At 74.5% G+C, this 22913-nt stretch carries 17 protein-coding genes; 13 read left to right on the forward strand and 4 right to left on the reverse strand.

Features of this window, described 5'->3' with window-relative positions; all coding sequences use genetic code 11:
* The first annotated feature begins 34 nt into the window (after positions 1–34).
* Positions 35–1408, forward strand: a complete 1374-nt coding sequence (locus tag Q0963_RS07275; RefSeq protein ID WP_299444712.1) for an aspartate aminotransferase family protein — start codon at positions 35–37, stop codon at positions 1406–1408.
* A gap of 4 nt (positions 1409–1412) precedes the next feature.
* Positions 1413–2624 (forward strand): MFS transporter, encoded by a 1212-nt coding sequence (locus tag Q0963_RS07280; protein ID WP_299444713.1) that lies wholly within the window; start codon positions 1413–1415, stop codon positions 2622–2624.
* Between the two features lie 557 nt (positions 2625–3181).
* Here Q0963_RS07280 and Q0963_RS07285 read toward each other — a convergent pair.
* Positions 3182–3718 (reverse strand): hypothetical protein, encoded by a 537-nt coding sequence (locus Q0963_RS07285; protein ID WP_299444715.1) that lies wholly within the window; start codon positions 3716–3718, stop codon positions 3182–3184.
* 184 nt (positions 3719–3902) lie between these two features.
* Here Q0963_RS07285 and Q0963_RS07290 point away from each other — a divergent pair, with 184 nt between their 5' ends.
* The 3 genes from Q0963_RS07290 to Q0963_RS07300 all read left to right on the forward strand — a co-directional run bounded on the left by Q0963_RS07290 (position 3903) and on the right by Q0963_RS07300 (position 9352).
* Entirely contained in the window at positions 3903–4595 is a 693-nt protein-coding gene (locus Q0963_RS07290) for a response regulator transcription factor (RefSeq protein ID WP_299444717.1), read from the forward strand.
* Entirely contained in the window at positions 4595–5950 is a 1356-nt protein-coding gene (locus Q0963_RS07295) for a HAMP domain-containing sensor histidine kinase (RefSeq protein ID WP_299444719.1), read from the forward strand. Before Q0963_RS07290 ends, Q0963_RS07295 begins: the two co-directional genes overlap by 1 nt.
* A gap of 105 nt (positions 5951–6055) precedes the next feature.
* Positions 6056–9352: a DEAD/DEAH box helicase gene (locus tag Q0963_RS07300; protein WP_299444720.1), complete on the forward strand. Its 3297-nt coding sequence runs from the start codon at positions 6056–6058 to the stop codon at positions 9350–9352.
* Positions 9353–9366: 14 nt separating this feature from the next.
* Here Q0963_RS07300 and fumC read toward each other — a convergent pair whose 3' ends face one another.
* On the reverse strand, positions 9367–10788 hold the full coding sequence (gene fumC, locus Q0963_RS07305) for a class II fumarate hydratase (protein WP_299444722.1): 1422 nt from the start codon (positions 10786–10788) through the stop codon (positions 9367–9369).
* 165 nt (positions 10789–10953) lie between these two features.
* Between fumC and Q0963_RS07310 the strand changes: the two genes are divergently transcribed.
* Both Q0963_RS07310 and Q0963_RS07315 read left to right on the forward strand, forming a co-directional pair.
* The gene (locus Q0963_RS07310) at positions 10954–11772 is read left to right on the forward strand and encodes a triacylglycerol lipase (protein WP_299444724.1); all 819 of its coding nucleotides are present in this window, start codon (positions 10954–10956) and stop codon (positions 11770–11772) included.
* 4 nt (positions 11773–11776) lie between these two features.
* Positions 11777–13174, forward strand: coding sequence for a wax ester/triacylglycerol synthase family O-acyltransferase (locus Q0963_RS07315; RefSeq protein ID WP_299444726.1), 1398 nt, complete (start codon positions 11777–11779; stop codon positions 13172–13174).
* Positions 13175–13183: 9 nt separating this feature from the next.
* Here Q0963_RS07315 and Q0963_RS07320 read toward each other — a convergent pair whose 3' ends face one another.
* Both Q0963_RS07320 and Q0963_RS07325 read right to left on the reverse strand, forming a co-directional pair.
* Positions 13184–13603, reverse strand: a complete 420-nt coding sequence (locus Q0963_RS07320; RefSeq protein ID WP_299444728.1) for a VOC family protein — start codon at positions 13601–13603, stop codon at positions 13184–13186.
* A gap of 62 nt (positions 13604–13665) precedes the next feature.
* On the reverse strand, positions 13666–14358 hold the full coding sequence (locus Q0963_RS07325; protein ID WP_299444731.1) for a BTAD domain-containing putative transcriptional regulator: 693 nt from the start codon (positions 14356–14358) through the stop codon (positions 13666–13668).
* 281 nt (positions 14359–14639) lie between these two features.
* Here Q0963_RS07325 and Q0963_RS07330 point away from each other — a divergent pair, with 281 nt between their 5' ends.
* Genes Q0963_RS07330 through Q0963_RS07355 form a run of 6 tightly spaced genes read left to right on the forward strand, consistent with a single transcriptional unit; the run spans position 14640 to position 22905 of the window.
* Entirely contained in the window at positions 14640–17102 is a 2463-nt protein-coding gene (locus Q0963_RS07330) for a hypothetical protein (protein WP_299444733.1), read from the forward strand.
* Positions 17099–18340 carry a hypothetical protein gene (locus Q0963_RS07335; protein WP_299444735.1) on the forward strand — a complete coding sequence of 414 codons (1242 nt, stop codon included), beginning with the start codon at positions 17099–17101 and terminating at the stop codon, positions 18338–18340. Before Q0963_RS07330 ends, Q0963_RS07335 begins: the two co-directional genes overlap by 4 nt.
* 19 nt (positions 18341–18359) lie before the next feature.
* Positions 18360–18797: a hypothetical protein gene (locus tag Q0963_RS07340; protein ID WP_299444737.1), complete on the forward strand. Its 438-nt coding sequence runs from the start codon at positions 18360–18362 to the stop codon at positions 18795–18797.
* Positions 18794–19969, forward strand: coding sequence for a hypothetical protein (locus Q0963_RS07345; protein WP_299444740.1), 1176 nt, complete (start codon positions 18794–18796; stop codon positions 19967–19969). Before Q0963_RS07340 ends, Q0963_RS07345 begins: the two co-directional genes overlap by 4 nt.
* Positions 19970–19981: 12 nt before the next feature.
* Complete coding sequence (locus Q0963_RS07350; RefSeq protein ID WP_299444742.1) at positions 19982–22141, forward strand: tyrosinase family protein; 2160 nt, start codon at positions 19982–19984, stop codon at positions 22139–22141.
* Positions 22138–22905: a DUF2182 domain-containing protein gene (locus tag Q0963_RS07355; RefSeq protein WP_299444744.1), complete on the forward strand. Its 768-nt coding sequence runs from the start codon at positions 22138–22140 to the stop codon at positions 22903–22905. The genes Q0963_RS07350 and Q0963_RS07355 overlap by 4 nt, the downstream gene beginning before the upstream one ends.
* Positions 22906–22913: the final 8 nt, after the last annotated feature.

The following is a 22913-nucleotide window of genomic DNA, read 5'->3' on the forward strand; positions in this document are numbered from 1 at the left end:
TCCCGAGCACACCGACCGGTCGAGGAGGACCAGGATGACCGACTTCGCTGCCCCCGCGGTGCAGCCCGACCCCGACACGGGTGCCCGGGTCGCCGCCGACGACCGCGCCCACGTCTTCCACTCCTGGTCGGCGCAGGCCCAGATCAGCCCGCTCCCGATCGCCGGGGCCTCCGGCAGCCACTTCTGGGACTTCGAGGGCAACAGGTACCTCGACTTCTCCAGCCAGCTCGTCAACGTCAACATCGGCTACCAGCACCCGAAGCTCGTCGCGGCCATCCAGGAGGCCGCCGCCCGCCAGTGCACCATCGCCCCGAGCTTCGCCGACGAGTCCCGCTCCGAGGCGGCCCGGATGATCGCCGAGCGAGCCCCCGGCTCCCTCGACAAGGTCTTCTTCACCAACGGCGGCGCCGAGGCGACCGAGAACGCGATGCGGATGGCCAAGCTGCACACCGGCCGGCACAAGGTGCTCTCCACCTACCGCAGCTACCATGGGGCCACGGCCGGCTCGATCGTCGCCACCGGCGACCCGCGCCGCTGGGCCAACGAGCCGGGGATGACGGGCATCGTCCACTTCTGGGGCCCCTACCCGTACCGGTCCCCGTTCCACTCCGCCAATGCGCAGGAGGAGGGCGAGCGCGCCCTGCAGCACCTGCGCGACGTCATCATGGTCGAGGGGCCGCACACCATCGCCGCGATCATGCTCGAGACGGTCGTCGGCACCAACGGCATCCTCGTGCCGCCGGACGGCTACCTCGCGGGCGTCCGCGAGATCTGCGACGAGTTCGGGATCGTCTGGATCGCCGACGAGGTGATGGCCGGGTTCGGGCGCTGCGGCGAGTGGTTCGCCGTCGACCACTGGGGCGTCGCCCCCGACCTCATCTGCTTCGCCAAGGGCGTCAACTCCGGCTACGTGCCGCTCGGCGGCGTCGTCATCTCCGCCGAGATCGCCGCGACGTTCGAGGACCGGGCCTTCCCCGGCGGCCTCACCTACTCCGGCCACCCGCTGGCGTGCGCCTCGGCCGTCGCGTCGATGCGGATCTTCGAGGAGGAGGGCATCCTCGAGCACGTCCGCACCGTGTCCGACACCGTCATCGCCCCGCGGCTCGCCGAGATCGCCGAGAAGCACCCGAGCGTCGGGGAGGTCCGCGGGCTCGGGTACTTCTGGGCCCTGGAGCTGGTCCGTGACCCCGAGACGCGCGAGCCGCTCGTGCCCTACAACGCGGCGGGTCCCGCAGCGGCGCCGATGAACGAGTTCGCCGCCGCCTGCAAGGCCGAGGGGCTCTGGCCGTTCACCCACTTCAACCGCACCCACGTCGTGCCGCCCTGCACGACGACCGCCGAGGAGGTCGCCGAGGGCCTCGACATCCTCGACCGCGCCCTCAAGACCACCGACGCGCACGTCGGCTGAGCCCGTGGCGGCCGCCACGACGACACCCGGCCGGCAGCTGGGGCTCATCGCCGGCGTCCAGGTGCTCGTCCTCGGCTGCTGGTTCGCCGCCTCGGCGGTCGCGCCCGCGCTCCGCGAGGAGTGGGACGTCACGACGCTCGAGGCGACGCTTCTCACCGTCGCCGTGCAACTCGGGTTCGTCGTGGGGGCGGTGGCCTCCGCCGCGACGAACCTCGCCGACCGCTTCCCCGCGCACCGGGTGCTCGGTGCCTCGGCGCTGCTCGCGGCGGCGACCACGGCGGGCATCGCGCTCTTCGTCGACGGGCTGACCTGGGCCGTGGCGCTGCGGTTCGGCACCGGGATGGCGCTGGCCGGGGTGTACCCGGTGGGGATGAAGCTCATGACGTCGTGGTTCGACCGCGGCCGGGGCTTCGCCCTCGGGGTCCTCGTCGGGGCGCTGACCCTGGGCAGTGCGCTGCCCCAGCTCGTGACCGGCGTGGTGGCGCTGCCCTGGCGGGGAGTGCTCGGGGTCTCCGCGGGACTCGCGACCCTCGGTGCGGTCGTGGCGCTGGCGCAGGTCCGCCCGGGGCCGCTGGCCCGGCCCGCCCCGCCGCTGGCGCCCGCGTTCGTCCTCACCCTGTTCCGCGAGCGCGGCCCGTTGCTCGCCAACCTCGGCTACTTCGGGCACATGTGGGAGCTGTACGCCATGTGGACGTGGGTGCCCGCCTTCCTCACCGCGTCGGTCGTGGCCCGGTCGGGGGTGGCCCCGGGGCGGACGGTCGTCGGGGTCACCGCCTTCGTCGTCATCGGGGTGGCCGGAGCCTTCGGCTGCCTCGCGGGCGGACGCCTGGGCGACCGGCTCGGTCGGGCCCGGGTGGCCGGGTGGGCGATGCGTGCGTCGGCGACGTGCTGCATCCTCGCGGCACTGGTGTTCGGGGCGCCGTTGTGGCTCGTCGTGCCCGTCCTGCTCGCGTGGGGCGTCACCGTCATCGCGGACTCCGGGCTCTTCTCGAGCTGTGTGGCCGACGTCGTCGACCCCCGCTACGTCGGCACCGCCCTGACGACCCAGACCGCGATCGGCTTCCTCCTGACGGTGCTGACGATCAACGCCGTCCCGGTCGTCGTCGACCTCGTCGGCTGGCGGGTCGCCGTCGCGCTCCTGGCGGTCGGGCCGGTCGCCGGAGCCGTCGCGATGGCCCGCCTGGACATCCTGCTCCGCGACCGTGCCCCCGCCTGAGCCGTCTCCACCGGCCGAGCCGCCTTCACCGCCCGAGCCGCCGCTCCTCCGGGCCAGCCCGAGCCGCCCCCTCTCCGGCCCCGCTCGAACGGCCCAGCCTGCTGATCCGGCCCCGCCCGAACCCGTCCAGCCCACTGATCCGGCACCGTCCACCAGAACGTCCGAGCTGCTGCGCTGCTGGTCCCACTGCCACCCGTTCCAGCGCGGACCCGCTACCACTCTCCGCCGCACCTCTCGTTCGCCCCAGGAGGTGGGGCGAACGAGAGTCCCGACAAAGCAACTGTCGGTTGCCCCCGGATGTGGGGCGAACGAGAGTCCCCATCACGGCTGTCGGTTGCCCCCGGACGTGGGGCAAACGAGAGTCCCCACCACGGCTGCCGGTTGCCCCCGGATGTGGGGCGAATGAGAGTCCTCACAACGACTGTCGTCCGCCCCAGGGGGTGGGGCGAACGACAGGTCCCCGACATGATGAGCTCGTCCTCGTCGGGCCGCCTGCGCCGTCCGACCACTTCTGTGGGTGCAGGCCGGGCCGACGACCTCCCGCCTGGCCGCCCGGCTCAGGAGGCAGGGGCGTCCGCGCTCCTGCGCTCCGGCAGCTCGACGCCGCAGGCCTCTGCCGCGTCGCGCAGGTCCGCCCGCACCTGCTGGCGCTCCTCCCGCGTCATCGGCCCCAGAGGCCGCCTCACGTCGGCGTCCTTGAGGCACTGCTGCTGCTCGTCGCTGAGGTTGCTCCAGAAGGCGCGGGCCGTCGCGAACGGCAGCTCGACGCCGCACGCGTCGGCCGCATCGGTCACCTGCGCGCGCAGGGCCGCCCGCTCGTCGTCGTCGAGAGGTCCGATGGGGCGGGTGATGTCGGCGTCCTTCATGCACTCCTGCTGGGCGTCGGTGAGTCCCCGCCACCAGTGGCGGGCGCCGTGGCGGCCGGGGTGGTCGGCCGCGTCCGAAGAGCTCGACGGGTCGTCGGAGTCCGCCTGGACCGCGGCCACGGCGGTGACGGGGGCGGGGGCGGCAGTGGCGGTCGTCGCGACGACTCCCGTGGCGACGGCGGCGCCGCCGGCTGCGACGGTGACGAGGGCGGTGCGGAGGGCGGGCATCGGATGCTCCTTGGCTCGGTCCGGTTCGATGACAACCACCACGGTGTCGCGAGACCCTGGTGGCGACCGCAGCCGAACCTCGCGACTTCCTGGGGACCCACGGGGAAGCACCCCAGCCACAGCCTCCAGGAACTCCCGAGGTTTCCTCCAGACAGGCCGTGGACGCCCGTGGGACGGTGGGCCCGTGGCCCAGCCCGAGACCCCCAGCGTCCTCGTCGTCGACGACGAGGAGAACATCGCCTACCTCGTCGCCTCGGCCCTGCGCCTGGCGGGCATGGCGGTGACGACGGCCGACTCCGGCACTCAGGCGCTGGAGGCCGCGGCCCGCCTCCACCCCGACGCCGTCGTCCTCGACGTCATGCTCCCGGACCTCGACGGCTTCGAGGTCCTGCGGCGCCTGCGCACCGGCGGCTGCGCGGCCCCGGTCCTCTTCCTCACCGCCCGCACCGACACCGCCGACCGGGTCCGCGGCCTGACGAGCGGGGGCGACGACTACATCACCAAGCCCTTCGCCCTCGAGGAGCTCGTCGCGCGCGTCCACGTCGCGCTCCGCCGCGGCGGCGCCGTGGCCGCTCCGAGTGCCCGCCACCAGGTGCACGACCTCGTCCTCGACGAGGACCAGCACCGGGTCTGGCGCGGCGACACCGAGGTCCACCTGACGGCCACCGAGTTCAACCTCCTGCGGATCCTGCTCGTCAACGCCGGCCGGGTCGTCACCCGCGCCCAGATCCTCGACCACGTGTGGCAGTACGACTTCGCCGGCGAGACCGCGATCATCGAGTCCTTCGTCTCGACCCTGCGCAAGAAGGTCGACGCCACCGAGCCGAAGCTCATCCACACCGTGCGTGGCGTCGGCTACACGGTCCGGGAGCCCTGATGACGCTGCGCCGGCGGCTCGTCGTCGCCGTCTCGGTGCTCGCCGTCCTCGCCGTCTTCGCGGGCCTGGCGGTGGTCCTCATCCAGCGGGCCTTCCTCGTGGGGCGGCTCGACGCCGAGATCTCGGCCCTCGCCCGCAGCCCGCGGGCCGTGCTGCTGGCCTCGCAGCGCGCCCCCGACGCCCTCGCCGCGACAGCGCTCGGGGAGGTGTACGTCGGCCGGCTGACCGCCGACGGCCGGCTCACGACCGTCCTGGCGCCGGAGAACGACCCGGCCCTGGTCCCCGCCCTCGCCCCGGGCGAGACGATCCCGACGCCGCAGGGCCGCGTCACCGAGTCCGGGGTCGCCCGGCGGGTGCGGGTCGTCACCGTCCCCCTCGCGAACGGCCGGGCCCAGGCCGTCATCGCCATCCCGACGACCTCCGCCGACGTCACGACCCGGCGGCTCGCCGTCACCCTCCTCCTCACCGGCCTCGTCGTCGCCGGCTTCGTCGGACTCCTCCTCACCTGGGTCGACCGGCTGGGGCTGCGACCCATCGCCGAGATGACCGCCGCGGCCGACGCCATCACCGCGGGGGACACCGACGCCCGGGTGCCTCCGGGGCCCCGCGGTACCGAGGCGGCCCGGCTCGGGGAGGCGCTCAACACGATGATCGACACGACGACGGCCACGAACGAGCGGATGCGGCGCTTCGTCGCCGACGCCTCCCACGAGCTGCGCACCCCCCTGACGACGGTCGGTGGGTACGCCGCGCTGCACGCCGCCCGGCCCCCCGGCCCGCTCGACGCCGCGGAGCGCGCCGAGGTCGACGACGCGATGCGCCGGATCGAGGACGAGGCGGCCCGGATGCGCCGGCTCGTCGACGGGCTGCTCGACCTCACCGGCCTGGAGTCCCCGGACGCGTTGCGCCGCGCCCCGGTCGACCTCGTCCCGCTGCTTCGCGACGTCGCCTCCGACCTGCGCGTCGTCGCCCCCGAGCGCGAGGTGACCCTAGACGTCCCGGACTCCGCCGTGGCCACCGTCGACCGCGACCGGGTCGTCCAGGCCGTCGTGGCCCTGACGGCCAACGCGGTGCGGCACACCCCGGCGGGCACCCCCGTGGAGCTGCGGCTGGCCACCCTGCCGGGGCGGGTGCGGGTCGAGGTGGCCGACGCGGGTCCGGGCATCCCACCCGAGCACCTCCCCCACCTCCTCGAGCGCTTCTACCGGGTCGACCGCTCGCGCTCGTCGGGCAGCGGCGGCTCCGGGCTGGGGCTCGCCCTCGTCGACGCCATCGCCCGCGCGCACGGCGGCCGCGTCGGGGTCGACTCCGGCCCGGGCCGGGGCACCGTCGTCACCCTCGACCTCTCCGCCTGACCCTGTGGATGGAGTCGGCGGATGTCGCCGGCTGCACGTACGGTGGGGTGTTCGGGGTCGCCGGTACCGGGCCGGTGGCGTGCGTTGGGTCCGAGGAGGTCACCGATGGCTCGTGTCGTCGCCGTCGACCGGCTCGCCGCACTCACCAACCGCGAGCTCGGCGAGCTCTGCGGCACCGTCACCGTCGCTCGGGGCCTCGCCTACGCCAAGGAGGGCCGCGTCGTCGACGTCGAGCTCTCGCCCGACGGCACCGACGCCACCGGCTGGGTCGGCGGCAGCACCGGCCAGACGTACACGACCCACATCGCGCTGCACCCCAGCGAGGAGACCTCCGCCCGCCGGCCGCTCCGCCGGTGGCACAGCCGCTGCTCGTGCCCCGTCTCCGGCGACTGCAAGCACGCCGTCGCGGTGGCGGCGGCCATCCGCGCGCTGGAGCCCGCCACCGCCGGCCCCCCAGCGGCCCCCACCCCCACCTGGGAGCAGGCCCTGGGCGGCGTCCTCGACGACGACGTCCCCGCCGACATCACCCCGGTGGGGCTCCTCCTCGAGCCCGCCACCGTGGCGGGCCGGGCCCGGGTCGACGAGGGCGCCGCCCGCAGCCAGCTGCGCCTGCGCCCGGTGGTGCCCGGCGTGCGCGGTGCGTGGATCCGCACCGGCGTCTCGTGGGAGACCTTCGCGGGCGGCTACTACGGGTTCGGGGCGGTGACGTTCTCGGACGAGCACCGCGACGCGCTCACCGCCGTCGCCGACGCCCACCGCCGCTCGGTCCGGGCCTACGGGTACGGCCGGATGCCCGACGCGATCCTCCTCGACCACCTCGGCCCGGGCTGGGTCTCGCTGCTCCGCGCCGCCGACCGCGCCGGGGTCCGGCTGCTGGCCGACCTCACTGGTCAGGGCCGGGTGGCGTTCGCCCCCGACCCCGCCGAGCTCGTCCTCGACATCTCCCCGGCCGCCGACGGCGCGCAGCTGCGGCCGCACCTCGACCTGCCCGTCGCCCCGGGCACCGACACCCATCTCGTCGGGTCCCCCGCCACCGGCTTCTGGCTCCGCGACGACGACACCCTCGTGCTCGGCGCGCTCGCCGAGCCGCTCGACGCCACCCGCCAGCGACTCCTCGACCTCGGCACCATCACGGTCCCCGAGGCCGACTGGGCGCGCTTCACCGTCACCCACCTCCCCGGCCTGCGCCGCAAGGCCCGGGTCCGCAGCCTGTCCCCCGGCCTCGACCTGCCCGAGGCCGTCCCACCGCGGCTGTCGCTCACCGTCACGGCCGAGCCCGGGCACCGCACGCATCTGCAGTGGGGCTTCCGGTACGGCGGGCACACCGGGGTGCACGTCGTCCTCGGGTCCGACGACCCAGACCCCATGCGCGACCGCGCCGCCGAGCGCCGGCTCGTCGACGCCCTGCACGAGGTCCCCGCGGTCGCCGGCTTCGAGCCCCTGTGGCAGGTGCTCGCCCAGCAGCCCCGGCTCGTGCCCGAGGTGCGCCTCCACGGGTTCGCGACGATCGGCTTCAGCGAGGTGCTCCCCGTCCTCCAGGACCTGCCCGACGTCGACGTCACGGTCGTCGGGGACGTCGCCGACTACAGCGAGGTCGACGAGGCCCCGCTCATCCAGGTCTCCGCCACCGATACCCGTGGCGGCGCCGCCACCGACTGGTTCGACCTCGGCATCTCGGTCACCGTCGCGGGCGAGGACGTGCCGCTCGCGCCGCTCATCGAGGCCCTCGCCCGCGGCCACGAGCACCTCATCCTCGACTCCGGCACGTGGTTCGCCCTCGACCGCCCCGAGCTGGAGTCCCTGCGCCGGCTCGTCGAGGAGGCCCGGTCGCTCCAGGACAAGCCGTCGGACCCGCTGCGCATCTCGGCGGTGCACGTCGGGCTGTGGGAGGAGCTCGCGGCGCTCGGCGTCGTCGAGGAGCAGAGCGACCGCTGGCGCTCCACCGTGGGCCGGCTCGTCGACGGCACCGGCGTCGAGCCGGCGGAGCTGCCGGCCGGCCTCGACGCGACACTGCGGCCCTACCAGGTCGAGGGGTTCCGGTGGCTGTCGCTGCTGTGGGACATCGGGCTCGGCGGCGTGCTCGCCGACGACATGGGTCTCGGCAAGACCATCCAGATGCTGGCGATGGTGCAGCGCGCCTACGAGCGCGGCGAGCTCGAGCACCCCGTGCTCGTCGTGGCGCCCACGTCGGTCCTCTCGACGTGGGCGGGTGAGGCGGCCCGGTTCGCTCCCGAGCTGCGCACGGTCGTCGTCGAGCGCACCCGCGGCAAGGAGCGGCGGTCGCTGGAGTCCGCCATCGAGGGCGCCCACCTCGTCATCACCTCGTACACGGTCGCACGCATCGACGAGGCGGCGTGGCGGTCGCGGCCGTGGGCGGCGGTCGTCCTCGACGAGGCGCAGTTCGTCAAGAACCACCAGGCGAAGACCTACCAGGCGGTCCGGCGGCTCACGGCCCGGGCGAAGTTCGCCATCACGGGCACCCCCCTCGAGAACTCCCTCATGGACCTGTGGTCGCTGCTCTCGATCGTCGCCCCCGGGCTCCACCCACGCCCGGGCGCCTTCAAGGAGCAGTGGGCCACGCCGATCGAGCGCGACGGCGACGCCGACCGCCTCGGCACCCTGCGGCGGCGCATCCGCCCGCTCATGCTGCGCCGCACGAAGGAGGCGGTGGCCACCGAGCTGCCGCCGAAGCAGGAGCAGATCCTCACCGTCGACCTGCACCCGCGGCACCGCGCCGTCTACGACCGGCACCTGCAGCGCGAACGGCAGCGGCTCCTCGGCCTCATCGACGACCTCGACGGCAACCGGATGGCGGTGCTGCGGGCCCTCACGGCCCTGCGGCAGATGGCGCTCGACCCGGCGCTCGTCGACGCCGAGTACGCCGGGCTCGCCGCCTCCGCGAAGGTCGACGCGCTCGTCGAGCACGTCACCGAGCTCGCCGAGGAGGGCCACCGGGCGCTCGTGTTCTCGCAGTTCACCGGGTTCCTCGGCATCGTCCGCGAGCGCCTCGCCGCCGAGGGCATCGCCTACGAGTACCTCGACGGGCGCACCCGCGACCGGGCCGACCGCATCGCGGCCTTCCGCGAGGGCGCGGCCCCGGTGTTCCTCATCTCGCTCAAGGCCGGCGGCTTCGGCCTCACCCTCACCGAGGCGAACTACGTCTTCGTGCTCGACCCGTGGTGGAACCCGGCGGCCGAGGCGCAGGCCATCGACCGGGCCCACCGCATCGGGCAGACCCAGCCGGTCAACGTCTACCGGATGGTCTCGCGCGACACCGTCGAGGAGAAGGTCGTGGCACTCCAGGCCCGCAAGCGCGACCTGTTCACCCGGGTCGTCGACGAGGGTGCCGCCATGTCGACCGCCCTCACCGCCGACGACCTGCGCGACCTCCTCTCCGGCTGACCGCCCGCGGGAGGTCAGTCCGGGCGGGTCATGGCCTCCGGGTCGACCCAGCGGTCGTAGTCCTCGTCGGTGACCGCGCCGGAGGCGACGGCCGCCTCGCGCAGCGTCGAGCCGTCCCGGTGGGCCTGCTTGGCGATGGCCGCGGCCTGGTCGTAGCCGATGTGCGGGGCGAGCGCGGTGACGAGCATGAGGTCGGCCTCGAGGTGCTCGGCGATGCGGCCCCGGTCCGCCTCGAGCCCGGCGACGCAGTGCTCGGTGAACGAGCGGCACGCGTCCGAGACCAGCCGGACCGACTCCAGCACGGCGTGCGCCATGACCGGGGTGAAGACGTTGAGCTGGAAGTTGCCCTGCGACCCGGCGAAGCCCACCGTGGCGTCGTTGCCGAACACCCGGGTGACGACCATCGTCATCGCCTCGGACTGGGTGGGGTTCACCTTGCCCGGCATGATCGAGGAGCCCGGCTCGTTCTCGGGGATCCGCAGCTCGCCGATGCCGGTGCGCGGCCCGGAGGCGAGCCACCGCACGTCGTTCGCGAGCTTCATGAGTCCGCCGGCCAGGGTCCGCAGCGCGGACGACACCGCGACGAGGGCGTCGTGCGAGGCGAGCTGGACGAACAGGTTGTCGGCCTGGTGGAAGGCCAGCCCGGTCTCGGCCGCGAGGTGCTCGGCCACCCTGGGCCCGAACGCCGCCGGCGCGTTGAGGCCGGTGCCCACGGCCGTCCCGCCGATGGCGAGCGCCAGCACCCGCTCGCCGGCGTACCGGACGTCGGCCTGGGCCTCGCGCAGCTGGCCGGCCCACGCCCCGATCTCCTGCCCGAGCGTCACCGGGGTCGCGTCCTGGAGGTGGGTGCGACCGACCTTGACGACGTCCGCGAACTCGGCGGCCTTGGCGTCGAGGGCCGCGCACAGGGCGTCGACCGCCGGGTGCAGGCGCTCGGCGAGCTCGAGGGCCACGGCCACGTGCACCGCGGTGGGGAAGGTGTCGTTGCTCGACTGGCTGCGGTTGACGTGGTCGTTGGGGTGCACCGGGTCCTTCGACCCCAGCTGCCCGCCGAGGATCTCGATGGCGCGATTCGCGACGACCTCGTTGGTGTTCATGTTGCTCTGCGTCCCGGAGCCGGTCTGGAAGACGACGAGGGGGAAGTGGTCGTCGAGGTCGCCGCGGGCCACCTCGTCGGCGGCCTCGACCACGGCCTCCGCCAGGTCCTCGGGCAGCAGACCGAGGTCGGCGTTGGCGAGCGCGGCGGCCTTCTTGAGCAGCCCGAGCCCGCGCACGACCGGCCGCCCCCACACGAACGTGTCGCGGCCGATGTCGAAGTGCTCGAGGCTGCGCTGGGTCTGCGCGCCCCAGTAGCGGTCGGCCGCCACCTCGACGGGGCCCATCGTGTCGGTCTCGGTCCGGGTAGCCGCCCCGCCGGTCTCCTGCTCGGTCGCCATGACTCCACCGTATGCCCGGCCACCACGAGGTCACGGCTCGGTGACGGAGCGGGAACGCGCGGCGCGACATCCCCGTGACGAGCCGCGCTCTGCGACACTGCGAACCTGCCCATCGCAGCGTCGCGCGGCAGCCCGTCGCGACGCGTCCGACCCGGAAGGAGCGCGATGTCGACGGCAAGCGAGCCGCACGCCGGCACCGACGACGCCCGGGTCGACGCGCCGACGTTCTGGGCCACCCGGCGCGAGTGGCGCACCGCCCTCGACCTCGCCGCCTCGGCCGTCGCGACCCGCGACCTCGCCGACTGGCCCGCGGGCGACGGCCACCCCGTGCTCGTGGTCCCCGGCTTCCTCGCCGGCCCCGAGTCCACCGTCTTCCTCCGCCAGCACCTGCGGCGCCTCGGCTACCGGGCCCACGACTGGCGGCGCGGGCGCAACCTCGGGGTCACCCCGGACCTCACCGCCCACCTCGAGGACCTGCTCCTGGAGCTCTACGACCGGTACGGGCGCCGGGTGAGCGTCGTCGGCTGGAGCGCCGGCGGCATCTACGCCCGCGAGCTGGCCCGGACGCTGCCGCACTACACCCGCTCTGTCGTCACGCTCGGCAGCCCCTTCCGCGGCCACCCGGTCTCGACCCGGGCCTGGGCGATGTACCGGCTGCTCAACCGTGGCCCCGACAGCGACGCGCTGTTCACCCCCGAGGCGATCGCGGCCCGCGCCGCGCCGCTGCCGGTCCCGACGACGAGCATCTACTCCCGCGGCGACGGCATCGTCGCCTGGCAGTGCTGCGTCGCCGACCCGGCGCCGCACACCGAGAACGTCGAGGTCGGGGCGACCCACCTGGGCTACGGGCACCACCTCGAGACCCTCCGCGTGATCGCCGACCGCCTCGCCCAGCCCGAGGGCGCGTGGACGCCATGGGCACCGGCCGTCGAGGGCGTCGCGTCGGCGACCCTCGACACCGGCGCCCAGGAACAGGCAGGCTGAGCGGGTGGGTCGTAGCCGCTGGGCCTCGCCGCTGGACTCCGTGTTCCTCCTGGCCGAGAGCCCGGAGACCCTCATGCATGTCGGGTCCCTCCTGCACTTCTCGTACCCCGAGGGCGAGGACGAGACCTTCCTGCGCGACCTCGAGGCCGACCTGCGCGCCGCCCCGGTGGAGCCGCCGTGGACGCTGCGGCTGCAGACCCGGCGGGTCATGCGGCAGCCGATCCACCGGTTCGTCGAGGAAACCACGGTCGACATGGGGTACCACGTGCGGCACTCGGCGCTGCCCGCCCCGGGCGGCGAGCGCGAGCTCGGCGTGCTCGTGTCGCGGCTGCACTCGAACCAGGTCGACTTCCGCCGCCCGCCGTGGGAGCTGCACCTCATCGAGGGCGTCAGCCCCGGGCGGTTCGCCGTGTACGTCAAGATCCACCACAGTCTCGTCGACGGGTACACCGGGATGCGGTTCCTCCAGCGCGGGCTCACCGAGGACCCCGGCGACCGCGCCCATCCACACTTCTTCAGCCTCACCCGCCGGCCCCGGGCCACCGACGCCCCGCCCGAGCCGGTGGGCGACGTCGCCGCCATCCTCGCGAGCGTGTCGGCCTCCCTCACGGCGCTGCCGGCCGTCGCCCGCACCCTCGCCGAGACCCAGATCCGCCGCGGCCAGACCTCGACCCGGGCCGTGACGTCGTACCAGGCCCCGATGTCGGTGCTCAACGGGCGCACCGGCCGCTCCCGCCGGTTCGCGACGCAGCAGTACGACCTCGAGCGGCTCCGGGCCGTCGCCCGGGGGCGCGGCGTGACCCTCAACGACGTCCTCATGGCGATCTGTGCGGGTGGGCTGCGGCGCTTCCTCGGTGACCTCGACGAGCTGCCCGACCGCCCCCTCATCGCCTTCGTCCCGGTCAACGTGCGCGCCCAGGACAGCGACGGCGGCGGCAACTACTTGGGCGCGACGCTGGTCTCACTCGGCACCGACATCGAGGACCCCGCGGCGCGGCTCTCGGCCATCGCGGCGTCCTCGCGCGCGGCGAAGGCGCGGATGCGCGGGATGACCGGGGACGCGGTCATCGCGTACAGCGCGATGCTGCTCGCACCGGCCGGCCTCCAGGTGGCCCGGGCCATGACCGGGCTGCCGCTGCCGGTGCCGCTGACCCTCAACGTCTGCATCTCGAACGTCCCCGGCCCCACCAAGCCGCTGTACTGGCGGGGTGCGCGGCTGGAGGCGACGTACCCGATGTCGATCCCCGGGCACTCCATGGCCCTCAACATCACCGCGCAGTCGTACGCCGGCACGCTGAACATCGGCTTCGTCGGCGACCGCGAGGCGCTGCCGCACCTGCAGCGCCTCGCGGTGCACACCGGCGAGGCACTCGACGAGCTCGAGGCCGCCGTGGCCGGGTGACCCCGTAGGTCAGCCCTCCTGCTCACCGGTGCCGATGTTGACCATCCACGAGATGCCGAAGCGGTCGACGAGCGACCCGTACTCGTCGCCCCACATCTGCTTCTCGAACGGCATCGTCACGGTGGCCCCCTCGGCGAGGCCCTCCCAGAAGCGCCGCAGCGAGTCGTCGGTCCCACTGAGCGAGACGTGCACGTTGGAGGCTGACGCGACCCCACCCTCCTGGCCCGGAGGCAGGTCGGAGGCCATGAGGACGAAGCCGTCGGGAGTCTCGAGCCGCGCGTGCATGACGTTGTCCGAGCCGGGCCCCTCCATGCCGTACTCGCCGAAGGTCATCACCTCGAGAGCGCCGCCGAGGACCTGCTGGTAGAAGGACATCGCCTCGCGGGCGGTCCCGTCGAAGTTGAGGTACGGGTTGAGCTGGCTGGCCATGGTGGGCTCCCTCGGTCGGACGTCGTCGACCCCGGCGACGCTACGCCGATGCACCGACGGTGTCAGCCCGTGGAGCTCGGGTGCGCCACGTCGGCGACGAGCCCGACCACCTCGGGCGCCGGATCGACCCCGAGCTCGGTGCGCAGCAGGTCCCGGTAGTGCTCCACCCGGCGCAGTGCCTCGTAGGAGTTGCCCTCCTCGAGGTGCGCCCGCACGAGCGCGAGAACGGCCGACTGCCGCAGCGGCTCCGCCGTGACGGCCGCGAGCCCGGCCCGCGTCGCGAGGCCGAACTGGCGCAGCCCGGTCGCCGTCCGGCACACCGCCTCCAGCCCCTGGAGCCGCGCAAGGTGGAAGGTGTCGCGCTCGTCCTCGAGCCACTCCTCGTACCACCCCGGGAGGAGGTCGCGGGTCAGCAGGTCGATCTGGCTGGCGTCGAGGGGCCGGCAGTCGAGCGCGAGGTCGGCCACCTGTCGCGCCTCGGCGAGGTCGACGTCCGCCTCGAGCGTGACCTCCCACGACGTCGCGGTGAGCCAGCCCGGCGGCGTCTGCCAGATGGCCCGACGCAGGTTCGCCCGGGCCCGCTCGTCGAGCACGGTCGGCCACAGCTCCATGCTCATGAGGGACCGCTGGGCCACGGGCCCCTTGACGGCGAGGTAGGCGATGGCCCGGCGGGCCGCGGCCGGCAGGTGGTCGTCCGGGACGACGGCCAGGCGACCGAGGACCCGCACCTGGCGGCGGACACGCGGGCTGGACACCGGCGGCCCCCTCCCTCACCGCCCGGGATGCAGCGGGCGGCGTCAGCGTGGAGATCGGAAGATCGGGGACGTCCCGCGAGTATCGCGGACCTGTGGGGAGCGTGCAACGGGCGTACACGGGAGTGACGGATGGGGGACGCGGGCACGACGCCCGGCGGACGCACCCGGGGTCACGGCGCGGTCGCCGGGCCCACGCGGGCGGGGCGCGGTGGCGCACGGCGTGGGGACCCCCGCTGCGGACGATGGTCGGTGTCCTGTTCACACCGATCTCGGAGGGACTCATGCCGGACACCCAGCAGACGGGCATCCTCGTCGCACCGGAGACCCCCTTCGCCGAGGAGTCCCCCGGCGACGAGGCCGGCCCCGAACCGCTCGGTCTCCTCCCGTGGACCGAGACCGCGTCGCCTTTCGGCGGGCCGGGCGGCGCCTCCTTCGAGCTCGAGGACGAGGAGACCGAGCTGTTCCTCGAGACCTTCGAGGACCTGCGCGACGAGTCCTTCGACGAGGCGCTCGCCGAGCTCGTCGCCGAGACGTCCGAGGCCGCCGGCGTCGGCCTCCAGGGGGAGTCGCCGGACGCGTTCGGGTCGGCCCGGGAGCGGCTCGCGGAGTCGCACCTCGACCCGATCGGCGCCGAGGCGGAGCGGTGCATCCAGCGGTTCATGGAGCACCTGGCCCCGGTCGACCCGGAGTCCGTCTCGGAGGCCGAGCTCGAGAGCATCCTCGAGCGGTTCGACCCCGGCGCGGCCAGCGTCTCCGTGGCGGGCGAGCAGTTCCTCGGCGGCCTCATCCGCAAGGCGAAGAAGATCGTCAAGAAGGTCGCCAAGGTCGCGAAGAAGGTCGTGAGCAAGGTCCCCTTCCTCGGGGCGATCCTCAAGAAGCTCAAGGGCCTCATCCGGCCGCTGCTCAAGCGGGTCCTGGGCATGGCGATCGGCCGGCTGCCCGCCCCGCTGCGGCCGCCCGCCCGGATCCTCGCGAAGAAGCTCGGCATCGGTGAGCTCGAAGGCGAGTCGTTCGACGAGCTGGAGGACGAGGCCGAGGAGGAGACCCTCGCCGAGGGTTTCGCCGGCTCACCCGTCGGCGTCCTGGACCCCGAGACCCTCGCCGAGTCCTTCGACGCCACGCTCGCCGGCGCCATGGTCGTGCCCGAGGCGCTCGAGGAGGCGGAGTCCTTCGGTGACACCGAGGCGGACCTGCCCGTCGGCACCGAGCTCGAGCAGCTCGCGGCCGCCCGCGCGCGGTTCATGGGCCGGGTCCGCTCCGCCGGCGACGAGGACGATCTCGGCCCGGCGATGGAGCAGTTCATCCCCGCGATCCTGCCCGCGCTCCGGCTCGGGCTCCGGCTCGTGGGCCGCACCAAGGTCGTCAACTTCCTCGCGAAGTACCTCGCCCGGCTCATCGGTCGCTGGGTGGGGCCGAAGCTCTCCCAGCCCCTGTCCCGCGCCGTCGTCGACGTCGGGCTGCGGGTGATCGGGCTCGAGGCCGAAGGCGAGGGCGAGGCCGAGCTCGAGGCGGACGCGGTCCCCGCGATGCTCGCCTCCACCGTCGAGGACACCGTCCGCCGCCTCGCCGAGCAGCCCGACCACGTGCTCGAGGACGAGAGCCTCCTCCAGGTGGCCGTCGCCGAGGCCTTCGAGCAGTCGGTCGCCGCGAACTTCCCCGACGCCCTCGTCCGGCCCGACCTGCGGATCGCGCCGTCGCTGGGTGGGACCTTCGTGACACGCCACGCCCGCACCCCGCACGCCTTCAAGGCCTTCAGCCGGACCCCCGAGATCGAGCTGAGCCCGGCGCAGGCGGCGGCCATCCGCACCTTCGGCGGCGTGACCCTCGACGCGGCCCTGCGTGCCCACGGCCTCACCCTCCCCGGCCGTTTCCGGGTCCAGATCTTCGAGGCGGGGGCGGGGACGACCCTGCCGACACTGGCCCGGCTCGCGGGCATCCTCGGGCCCAGCGGCACCCACGGCGCCTACAGCCACCTCCACCCGCTCACCCGCGCCGCCGCGACCGCGCTCCTGCGCGAGCCCCGCCTGGGCGTCGACGTCCCCTCACGCTTCCTCCAGTCCCGGCACCGCATCTCGGTCGGACAGCGGTTCTTCCACCTCCAGCCCGTCGGGCAACGCCCCACGCCGGCGCCGGTGCCGACGCGGATGGCCCCCGCCTGCGACCCGGGGCAGGCGAGCGACCGCCGGATGCGCATCGACCTGCGCCGCGGCGAGGCCCGCATCGCCCTCTACTTCTCCGAGCCGGACGCCCAGAAGGTGGCCGCCGCGATCGGCGCCGACCCCGCGAGCCCGGCTCTGCTCAAGGCGCTCCTGGAGTCGCTGCGCGCGGCCGGACGGTCCGTGGGCCGCAGCGACGGCGCGGTGCAGATCCCCGGCGGCGGCCCGGACCGCGCCGGTCCCGCCGTCGGCATCCCGAACGTCGGCCGCGAAGCCGAGTGGGAGGCCGAGTGGGAAGCCCAGTGGGAGGACGAGTGGGAGCGTCGCGCCCGCAGTCGCCGCGGCCGGCGCCGCCACAGCCACCGCGTCTCCCCGGCCCAACGGGCCCGGCTCCGCCGCCGCATCCGGGCCGCCACCAGCACCGCCCTCGCGGCGTGGGCCCGCACGAACGGGCAGGGCTTCGTCCAGGCCGCGCAGGACGCCCGCTGCGGTGTCACCGTCCTGGTCCGGGTGAGCGGACTCGCGGCGACCGGCGGGACCCCGGCCACGGCCACCGTGAGCCTCGAGCCGGGGCGGAGCAAGCCGTGAGCCTCGCCCTCGCCGACGACCTCGAGCGCCAGGTCCAGCACTGGCTCGGGTCGGCCCGAGGGTGCCTCGACGCGGAGTCGTTCGCCTCGAAGGCGGCCTGGCAGTCGGTGGAGCAGGCGGTCGGCCTGCCGGTGCGCACCCAGCTCGCGCGCACCGTCGACGACCTCATCCGGGTCGGGCGCGCTGCCGAGGCGGCCGTACGGGCCGCCCGGACCGACCCCACCCTGCTGCCCGTGGCCCAGGCCGCCGTCGAGCGGTTCCGGCGGCGCTACCTCCAGGTCGAGACGACGCTGGACTTCTTCGGCCAGGCGGTCAACACCCGCACGAGCACCCGCCTCACCTCGACGATGACGACCCTGGACCGGCTCGCCCAGCAGAGCATCGAGGCCTCGCTGGGCCAGGTCGGCATCGTGGTCCCGCCCGTGCTCACCTACATCGGGGAGGGGCTCGGCGCGAGCATCATCCGGGTGGGCATCCGGCTGTGGGCCCCCGGCACCGTCAACCCCGTGGCCGCCATCAAGATCGTGCGGCACAACCTGTTCCGGCCCACGTCGCTGTTCCACGAGACGGGCCACCAGGTGGCGCACCTCACCGGCTGGAACGACGCGCTCCGCGGGGCCCTGGGGCGGGCGCTCGCGGACGACCCGGCGCTGCGGGCCATGTGGGAGCCGTGGAGCAGTGAGATCACCGCGGACGTCTACGCCTTCACCCTCACCGGGTACGCGTCGGTGGCGGCTCTGCACGACGTCGTCGCCGACTCCCGGACGATCCTGCGGTGGCCGCTCGGCGACCCGCACCCCGTGGGGTGGCTCCGGGTCCTGCTCGGCGTCGCGATGTGCCGCGCCGCGTACGGCAGCGGCCCGTGGGACCGCCTCGAGGAGGCGGTGGTGACCGCCAACCCGCTGAGCCGCGCCGATGAGTCCACGGCTCCGCTGCTCCGCCGCTCCCACGAGCGGATGGACCGGATCGCCCGGACCTGCCTCACGACGCCCGTCCCCGGTTTCGGCGGCCGCCCGGTGACCGCCGTCGTCGACCCCGGCCGGGTGTCGCCGCGGGCCCTCGGCGAGCTCGAGCGTGCCACCGGCCCCGCCCTCTGGACGTCCCCGCACTGGCGCCGCACCGAAGGCATCCGCATCGTCGCGCTCGCCGGGCTCCGGGAGGCCGAGCACGCCGAGCGCGCCGCCGAGTGGGTGCAGCGCGCCGAGACCTGGTTCACCGACACCTCACGCGCAGCGTGACCGAAGGAAGGAGAGTCCCGTGGCCGACGAGAAGCCGACCGTCCGCAGCCTGGACCGGCGGATGGGCGGGGTCGAGCAGCAGCTGGGCGAGGTCGCCGACTCGCTCGGCCGCGTGCAGCGCTCCATCCACCAGCTGAGCGAGGGCACCGAGTCCCAGTCGGAGCGGCTGTGGACCGCCCTCGGCAGCATCGGCGGCCTGGACGACATCGGCCGTGGCCTCGCCGACATCGCCGAGGTCCTGGCTCCGATGCGCCAGTTCGCCCCACCCTCGACGGCCGTGGACCTCGAGGACGGGGTCGCCGAGGCCCTCGGGACGATCCGGGCCTCGCTCGGCGGGGACCAGCGGACGCTCAACTTCACGAGCCTCGAGACCGACTGGGACGGACCCGTCCGCTTCATCGGCGAGGCCGTACCCCCGATGTACCGACCCCACGATGCGAAGGACGGCCCGCGATGATCCCCCAGCTCGTCCAGCAGATCGCCGCGGTCAACGGTGGCGACCTCGCCGGCGCCCAGGCCGCCGTGCTCACCGCCGACCCGCTCGACCTCGTCCTGCGGATGGAGCAGGTGTGGAACGAGGCCGACCTGTGGGCCCAGGGCCAGCCCCCCGCCGGCCCGGCACGCAGCCAGCTGCTCGCGACGAACGCGTTCGCGACCGGTGCCTGGCGCCCGCCCCCGGCCGCCCCCGCCCCGGTCCCGATGCCCGCACAGCCCGCCTGGGACCACCTCATCTACGGCTACGCGATCGAGAACACCCGCGCACCGCAGATCCTCGCCCGGGTCGTGCGGGCCTTCCGCAGCGGCGAAGGCCTCGGCGTGCCCAGCGTCCCGACCCAGCGCTGGCTCGACGCGACGGAGGCGCTGCTGTTCAACGCCGCCAACCCGTTCGCGGCCTGGCTGTCGACGAGCGGGGTCCGCCCCGACGCCGAGGCGGTGCGCCGCAACGCGTACTACCGACTGTTCGGGATGGACCTCGCCCACGGCACCGACGCCAACGCGCCCTACCCGTTCGACAAGGCGGAGGCCTCCAACCGCGGCTTCGTCAAGGTCTTCGAGGAGCTCCTCTTCGAGCTCTGGCGGGCCATCGAGAACGTCCGCAACCTCGTCGCCGGGAACACGACCGACGACGACCGGATCTACCGCCTCTCGGAACAGCTCGGGTTCATGCTCCGGTCCCGGCGGATCGGCGCGGTGCTCGGGCGTGAGGAGCTGGCCGCCACGACGGCGATGGGCTGGGTCGAGCTGACGGTCAGCTCGAACACCTCGGTCGTGCGGGACCTGCGGGCCGAGGCGACGAGCTCGGCCGACCGGCTGCGCGTCATCGGCGAGCGCGTCAAGCTCATGCCGCACTCGCGAGCGAACTCCTTCTTCGCGATGGCGACCGAGCTCTCGCTGCTCCTGCGGGCTCTCGAAGCCGGCTGGGTGACCTCCAGCGGCCAGGCGTGGCTGCTCTACCAGACGGCCGCGCCCCCGGCCACGCCGCCGCTCCCGCCCGGGCAGCGGCCGCTCGGCTCCGAGGTCCGCCGGGTCATCACCGAGTGGGCCGCGGCGTCCGGTCGCGACCTCAAGCAGCGCTCGGTGCCGATCACCGTCGTGCCGGCCGGTGCGCCGGTCCCGTCCCGCCGCTGAAGGAGGTGCGCGATGACGGACATGGAGACGCCGTGGCTGATGCCGGAGGCCGGACCCGACAAGGCGGAGTGGCTCGACGAGGGCCTCCTCGCGGACGCCGGGGAGGGCTTCACCGACGAGGCGTTCACGGGGCAGGCCTTCACCGAGGAGGCGTGGGTCGCGGCACCGCCGACGACCGAGGGTCACACCGGGGCCGGCTGGCCGGAGTCCCCCTTCGAGGTGCCGGTGGGGACGAGCGGCGACCACGAGGCGTTCACCGGCACCGCCGTGGAGCCGGAGGCGGAGACCGTGGCCGGGTGCGGAGCGCCGGTCAGTGGCGCACCACCGCTCATCTACCGAGGGACGAGCACGCGGCGGTCGCGCAACCCGTGGGTCGGGCGGGCCCAGACCCTGCTCAACACCTTCCTCGCGCAGCACCGCGCCGGCACCCCGGGTTGCAGCGACACCCGGCCCGCGACGCAGCAGTACATCTCGGCCCTGCGCGCCGCGCTCGGCCGGCTCGGGCAGGACCCGCTGACGACGGACTGCAAGTTCGGCGAGGGGACCGAGAAGGCGACGCTGATGTTCCAGGCCTGCCGCGGGCTCGTGCGCGACGGGAAGATCGGCGAGAAGACCTGGCCGCAGCTGCTCGCGCTGGGCTCGGCGCCGACCCCCACGCCCACCCCGACCCCGACGCCCACGCCGACCCCCACCCCCACGCCCGGCGTGCGGGTGCGCCAGGACGCCTGGACCCTCAGCGCCACCTCCACCTGGCACCCGACGCTGCTCTGGTACGCCCGGGGCGTGCGCGCTCTCCAGGCACGCGACGGCTCGGACTTCCGGGACCCCCGGTGCTGGCGGCACCTCGCCGAGACCCACGGGACGGACCTGGACCGGCGCGCGTGGCCGGCGGGGGCCCGCTGGGACCAGTGCGAGCACTTCACGTGGCACTTCCTGCCGTGGCACCGCGCCTACCTGCACCACTTCGAGCGGGTCATGCGTGACGAGATCGTCCGGCTCGGCGGCCCGGCCGACTGGGCACTGCCGTTCTGGGACTACACCGACGGGGCCAGCCGCCCCGAGGTGCGCAGCCTGCCCCCGGCCTTCCGCGCCGCCACCCTCCCGGACGGCACACCGAACCCGTTGCTCGTCGCGGCGCGTGCTCCCGGGATCAACGGCGGCGCGCGGCTCCAGCCCGACGACGTCAGCACCCGCGACGTCGCCGGCGCCCACGTGTTCACCCCCGCGTCCAGCGTCGCCGTGCACTTCGGTGGGCTGCGCGGGCCGGTCGGGTCCCACTTCGGGGCCGCCGGCAGCGCCGCTGGCGTGCTCGAACGCACCCCGCACGGCAACGTCCACGTGGCCGTGGGCGGGCGTCGGGCGGGCGCGAACCTGATGTCGCGCTTCGAGACCGCCGGCCAGGACCCCATCTTCTGGCTGCACCACGCGAACATCGACCGGATGTGGGAGGCCTGGCTGCGCGACCGTCCCGCCTCGCACCGCAACCCGACCGACCCGCAGTGGCTCGACGCGTCGTGGACCTTCGGGTCCGGGACGACGACGACCAGCATCACCACCCGGCGCCTGCTCGATCCCCGCCAGCCGCCGCTCGGCTACCGCTACTCGGACATGCCCCTCACCCCCACGCCGGAGGCCGAGGGCGAGTGGTTCGACGAGTCCGTCGAGCCGGGGCGCGAGGAGGAGGGTCCCCCCGAGCTGGTCGGAGCCTCCGAGTCCGAGATCGCACTCGGCCCGAGCGCGACGACGACCCGGATCCGGCTGGGCCGGCCGTCCGGGCCCGCCGCCGAGCGGTTCGAGGAAGGTGAGCGGGTCCCGCCGAACGTCAGCGTCTACCTCCGCCTCGAGAACATCACCGGCACCTCGATCCACACGAGCGGGGTCGTCGTGTACGTCAACCTGCCCCCGGGTGGGCGGCCGGCCGACTTCCCCGACCGCCGGGCCGGGGTCGTGTCGATGTTCGGTGTCATCGAGACCTCCCAGCGCGACGCCCGGCACAGCGGCAGCGGGCTGGGCGCCACCTTCGACATCACGAGGATCGCGCGCGCTCTGTCCGCCGCCGGCCAGTGGGACCGCAGCTCGGTCGCCGTCACCTTCGTCCCCATCCCGGACGCGACGGGGACGGTCGGGACCGGCGACGTCACCGTCGCCCGGGTCAGCGTGTTCTACGCGTGAGCCGCACCGTGACGACGGCACCCGCGACGCTGACCCGCGTCCACCGCCACCGTCCCGAGTGGCCGGTGGCGGTCGTGGCGGCCACCGGCTGGGTCGCCCTCGTCGCCGCCGTGCCGGTCGACCCGTCGCGGCTGCTGCGGGGCCCGACCGAGCACGACGCGACGGCGCTGCTCACGCACGCCGCGGTCATGTCCGCGGCGATGATGGCGCCTCTCGCGCTCGCCCCGGCTCACGAGCTGGCCGTGTCCAGCCTGTGGCGCCGCCGGTACCGGGCGGTGGCGCTGCTCCTCGTGGGCTACCTCGGGGTGTGGGTCGCCGTCGGCGCCGGCATGATGCTCGGTGCCCCCCGGCTGGTGCTGCTCGTGGGTGCCGTCCCCGCCGTCGCCGGAGCCGCCGCGCTGGCCGTCGTCGTGGCGCGGTCGCGGGACCACCTGGTTCGGCTCCGCCGCTGTGGTGCCACCCGCCCGCTCGCCCTGGCCGGCCGGCGAGCCGACCGGGACTGCCTCGACGCGGGCCTGCGGCTGGGGGCCCGCTGCGTCGCGACGTCGTGGGCGGCGATGCTCCTCGTCATGACGCAGGGCGGGGTGCTCGTCGTGGCGGCGGGGACCGTCGTCATGGTCCTCGAGCGGCGTGGGGTGCTGCGACCGGAGCGGGCCGCGCGGTGGACGGGCGCGGTGGGGCTCCTCGCCGTCGTCGTCACCGCCGGCAGCCTTCCCGGCGCCGCCGTGCTGGGCCCGCCCACCGACCCGCACGCCGGCCACTGACGGCCGTC

The sequence above is a fragment of the uncultured Phycicoccus sp. genome (assembly GCF_947495705.1).
Taxonomy (GTDB): Bacteria; Actinomycetota; Actinomycetes; order Actinomycetales; family Dermatophilaceae; genus Phycicoccus.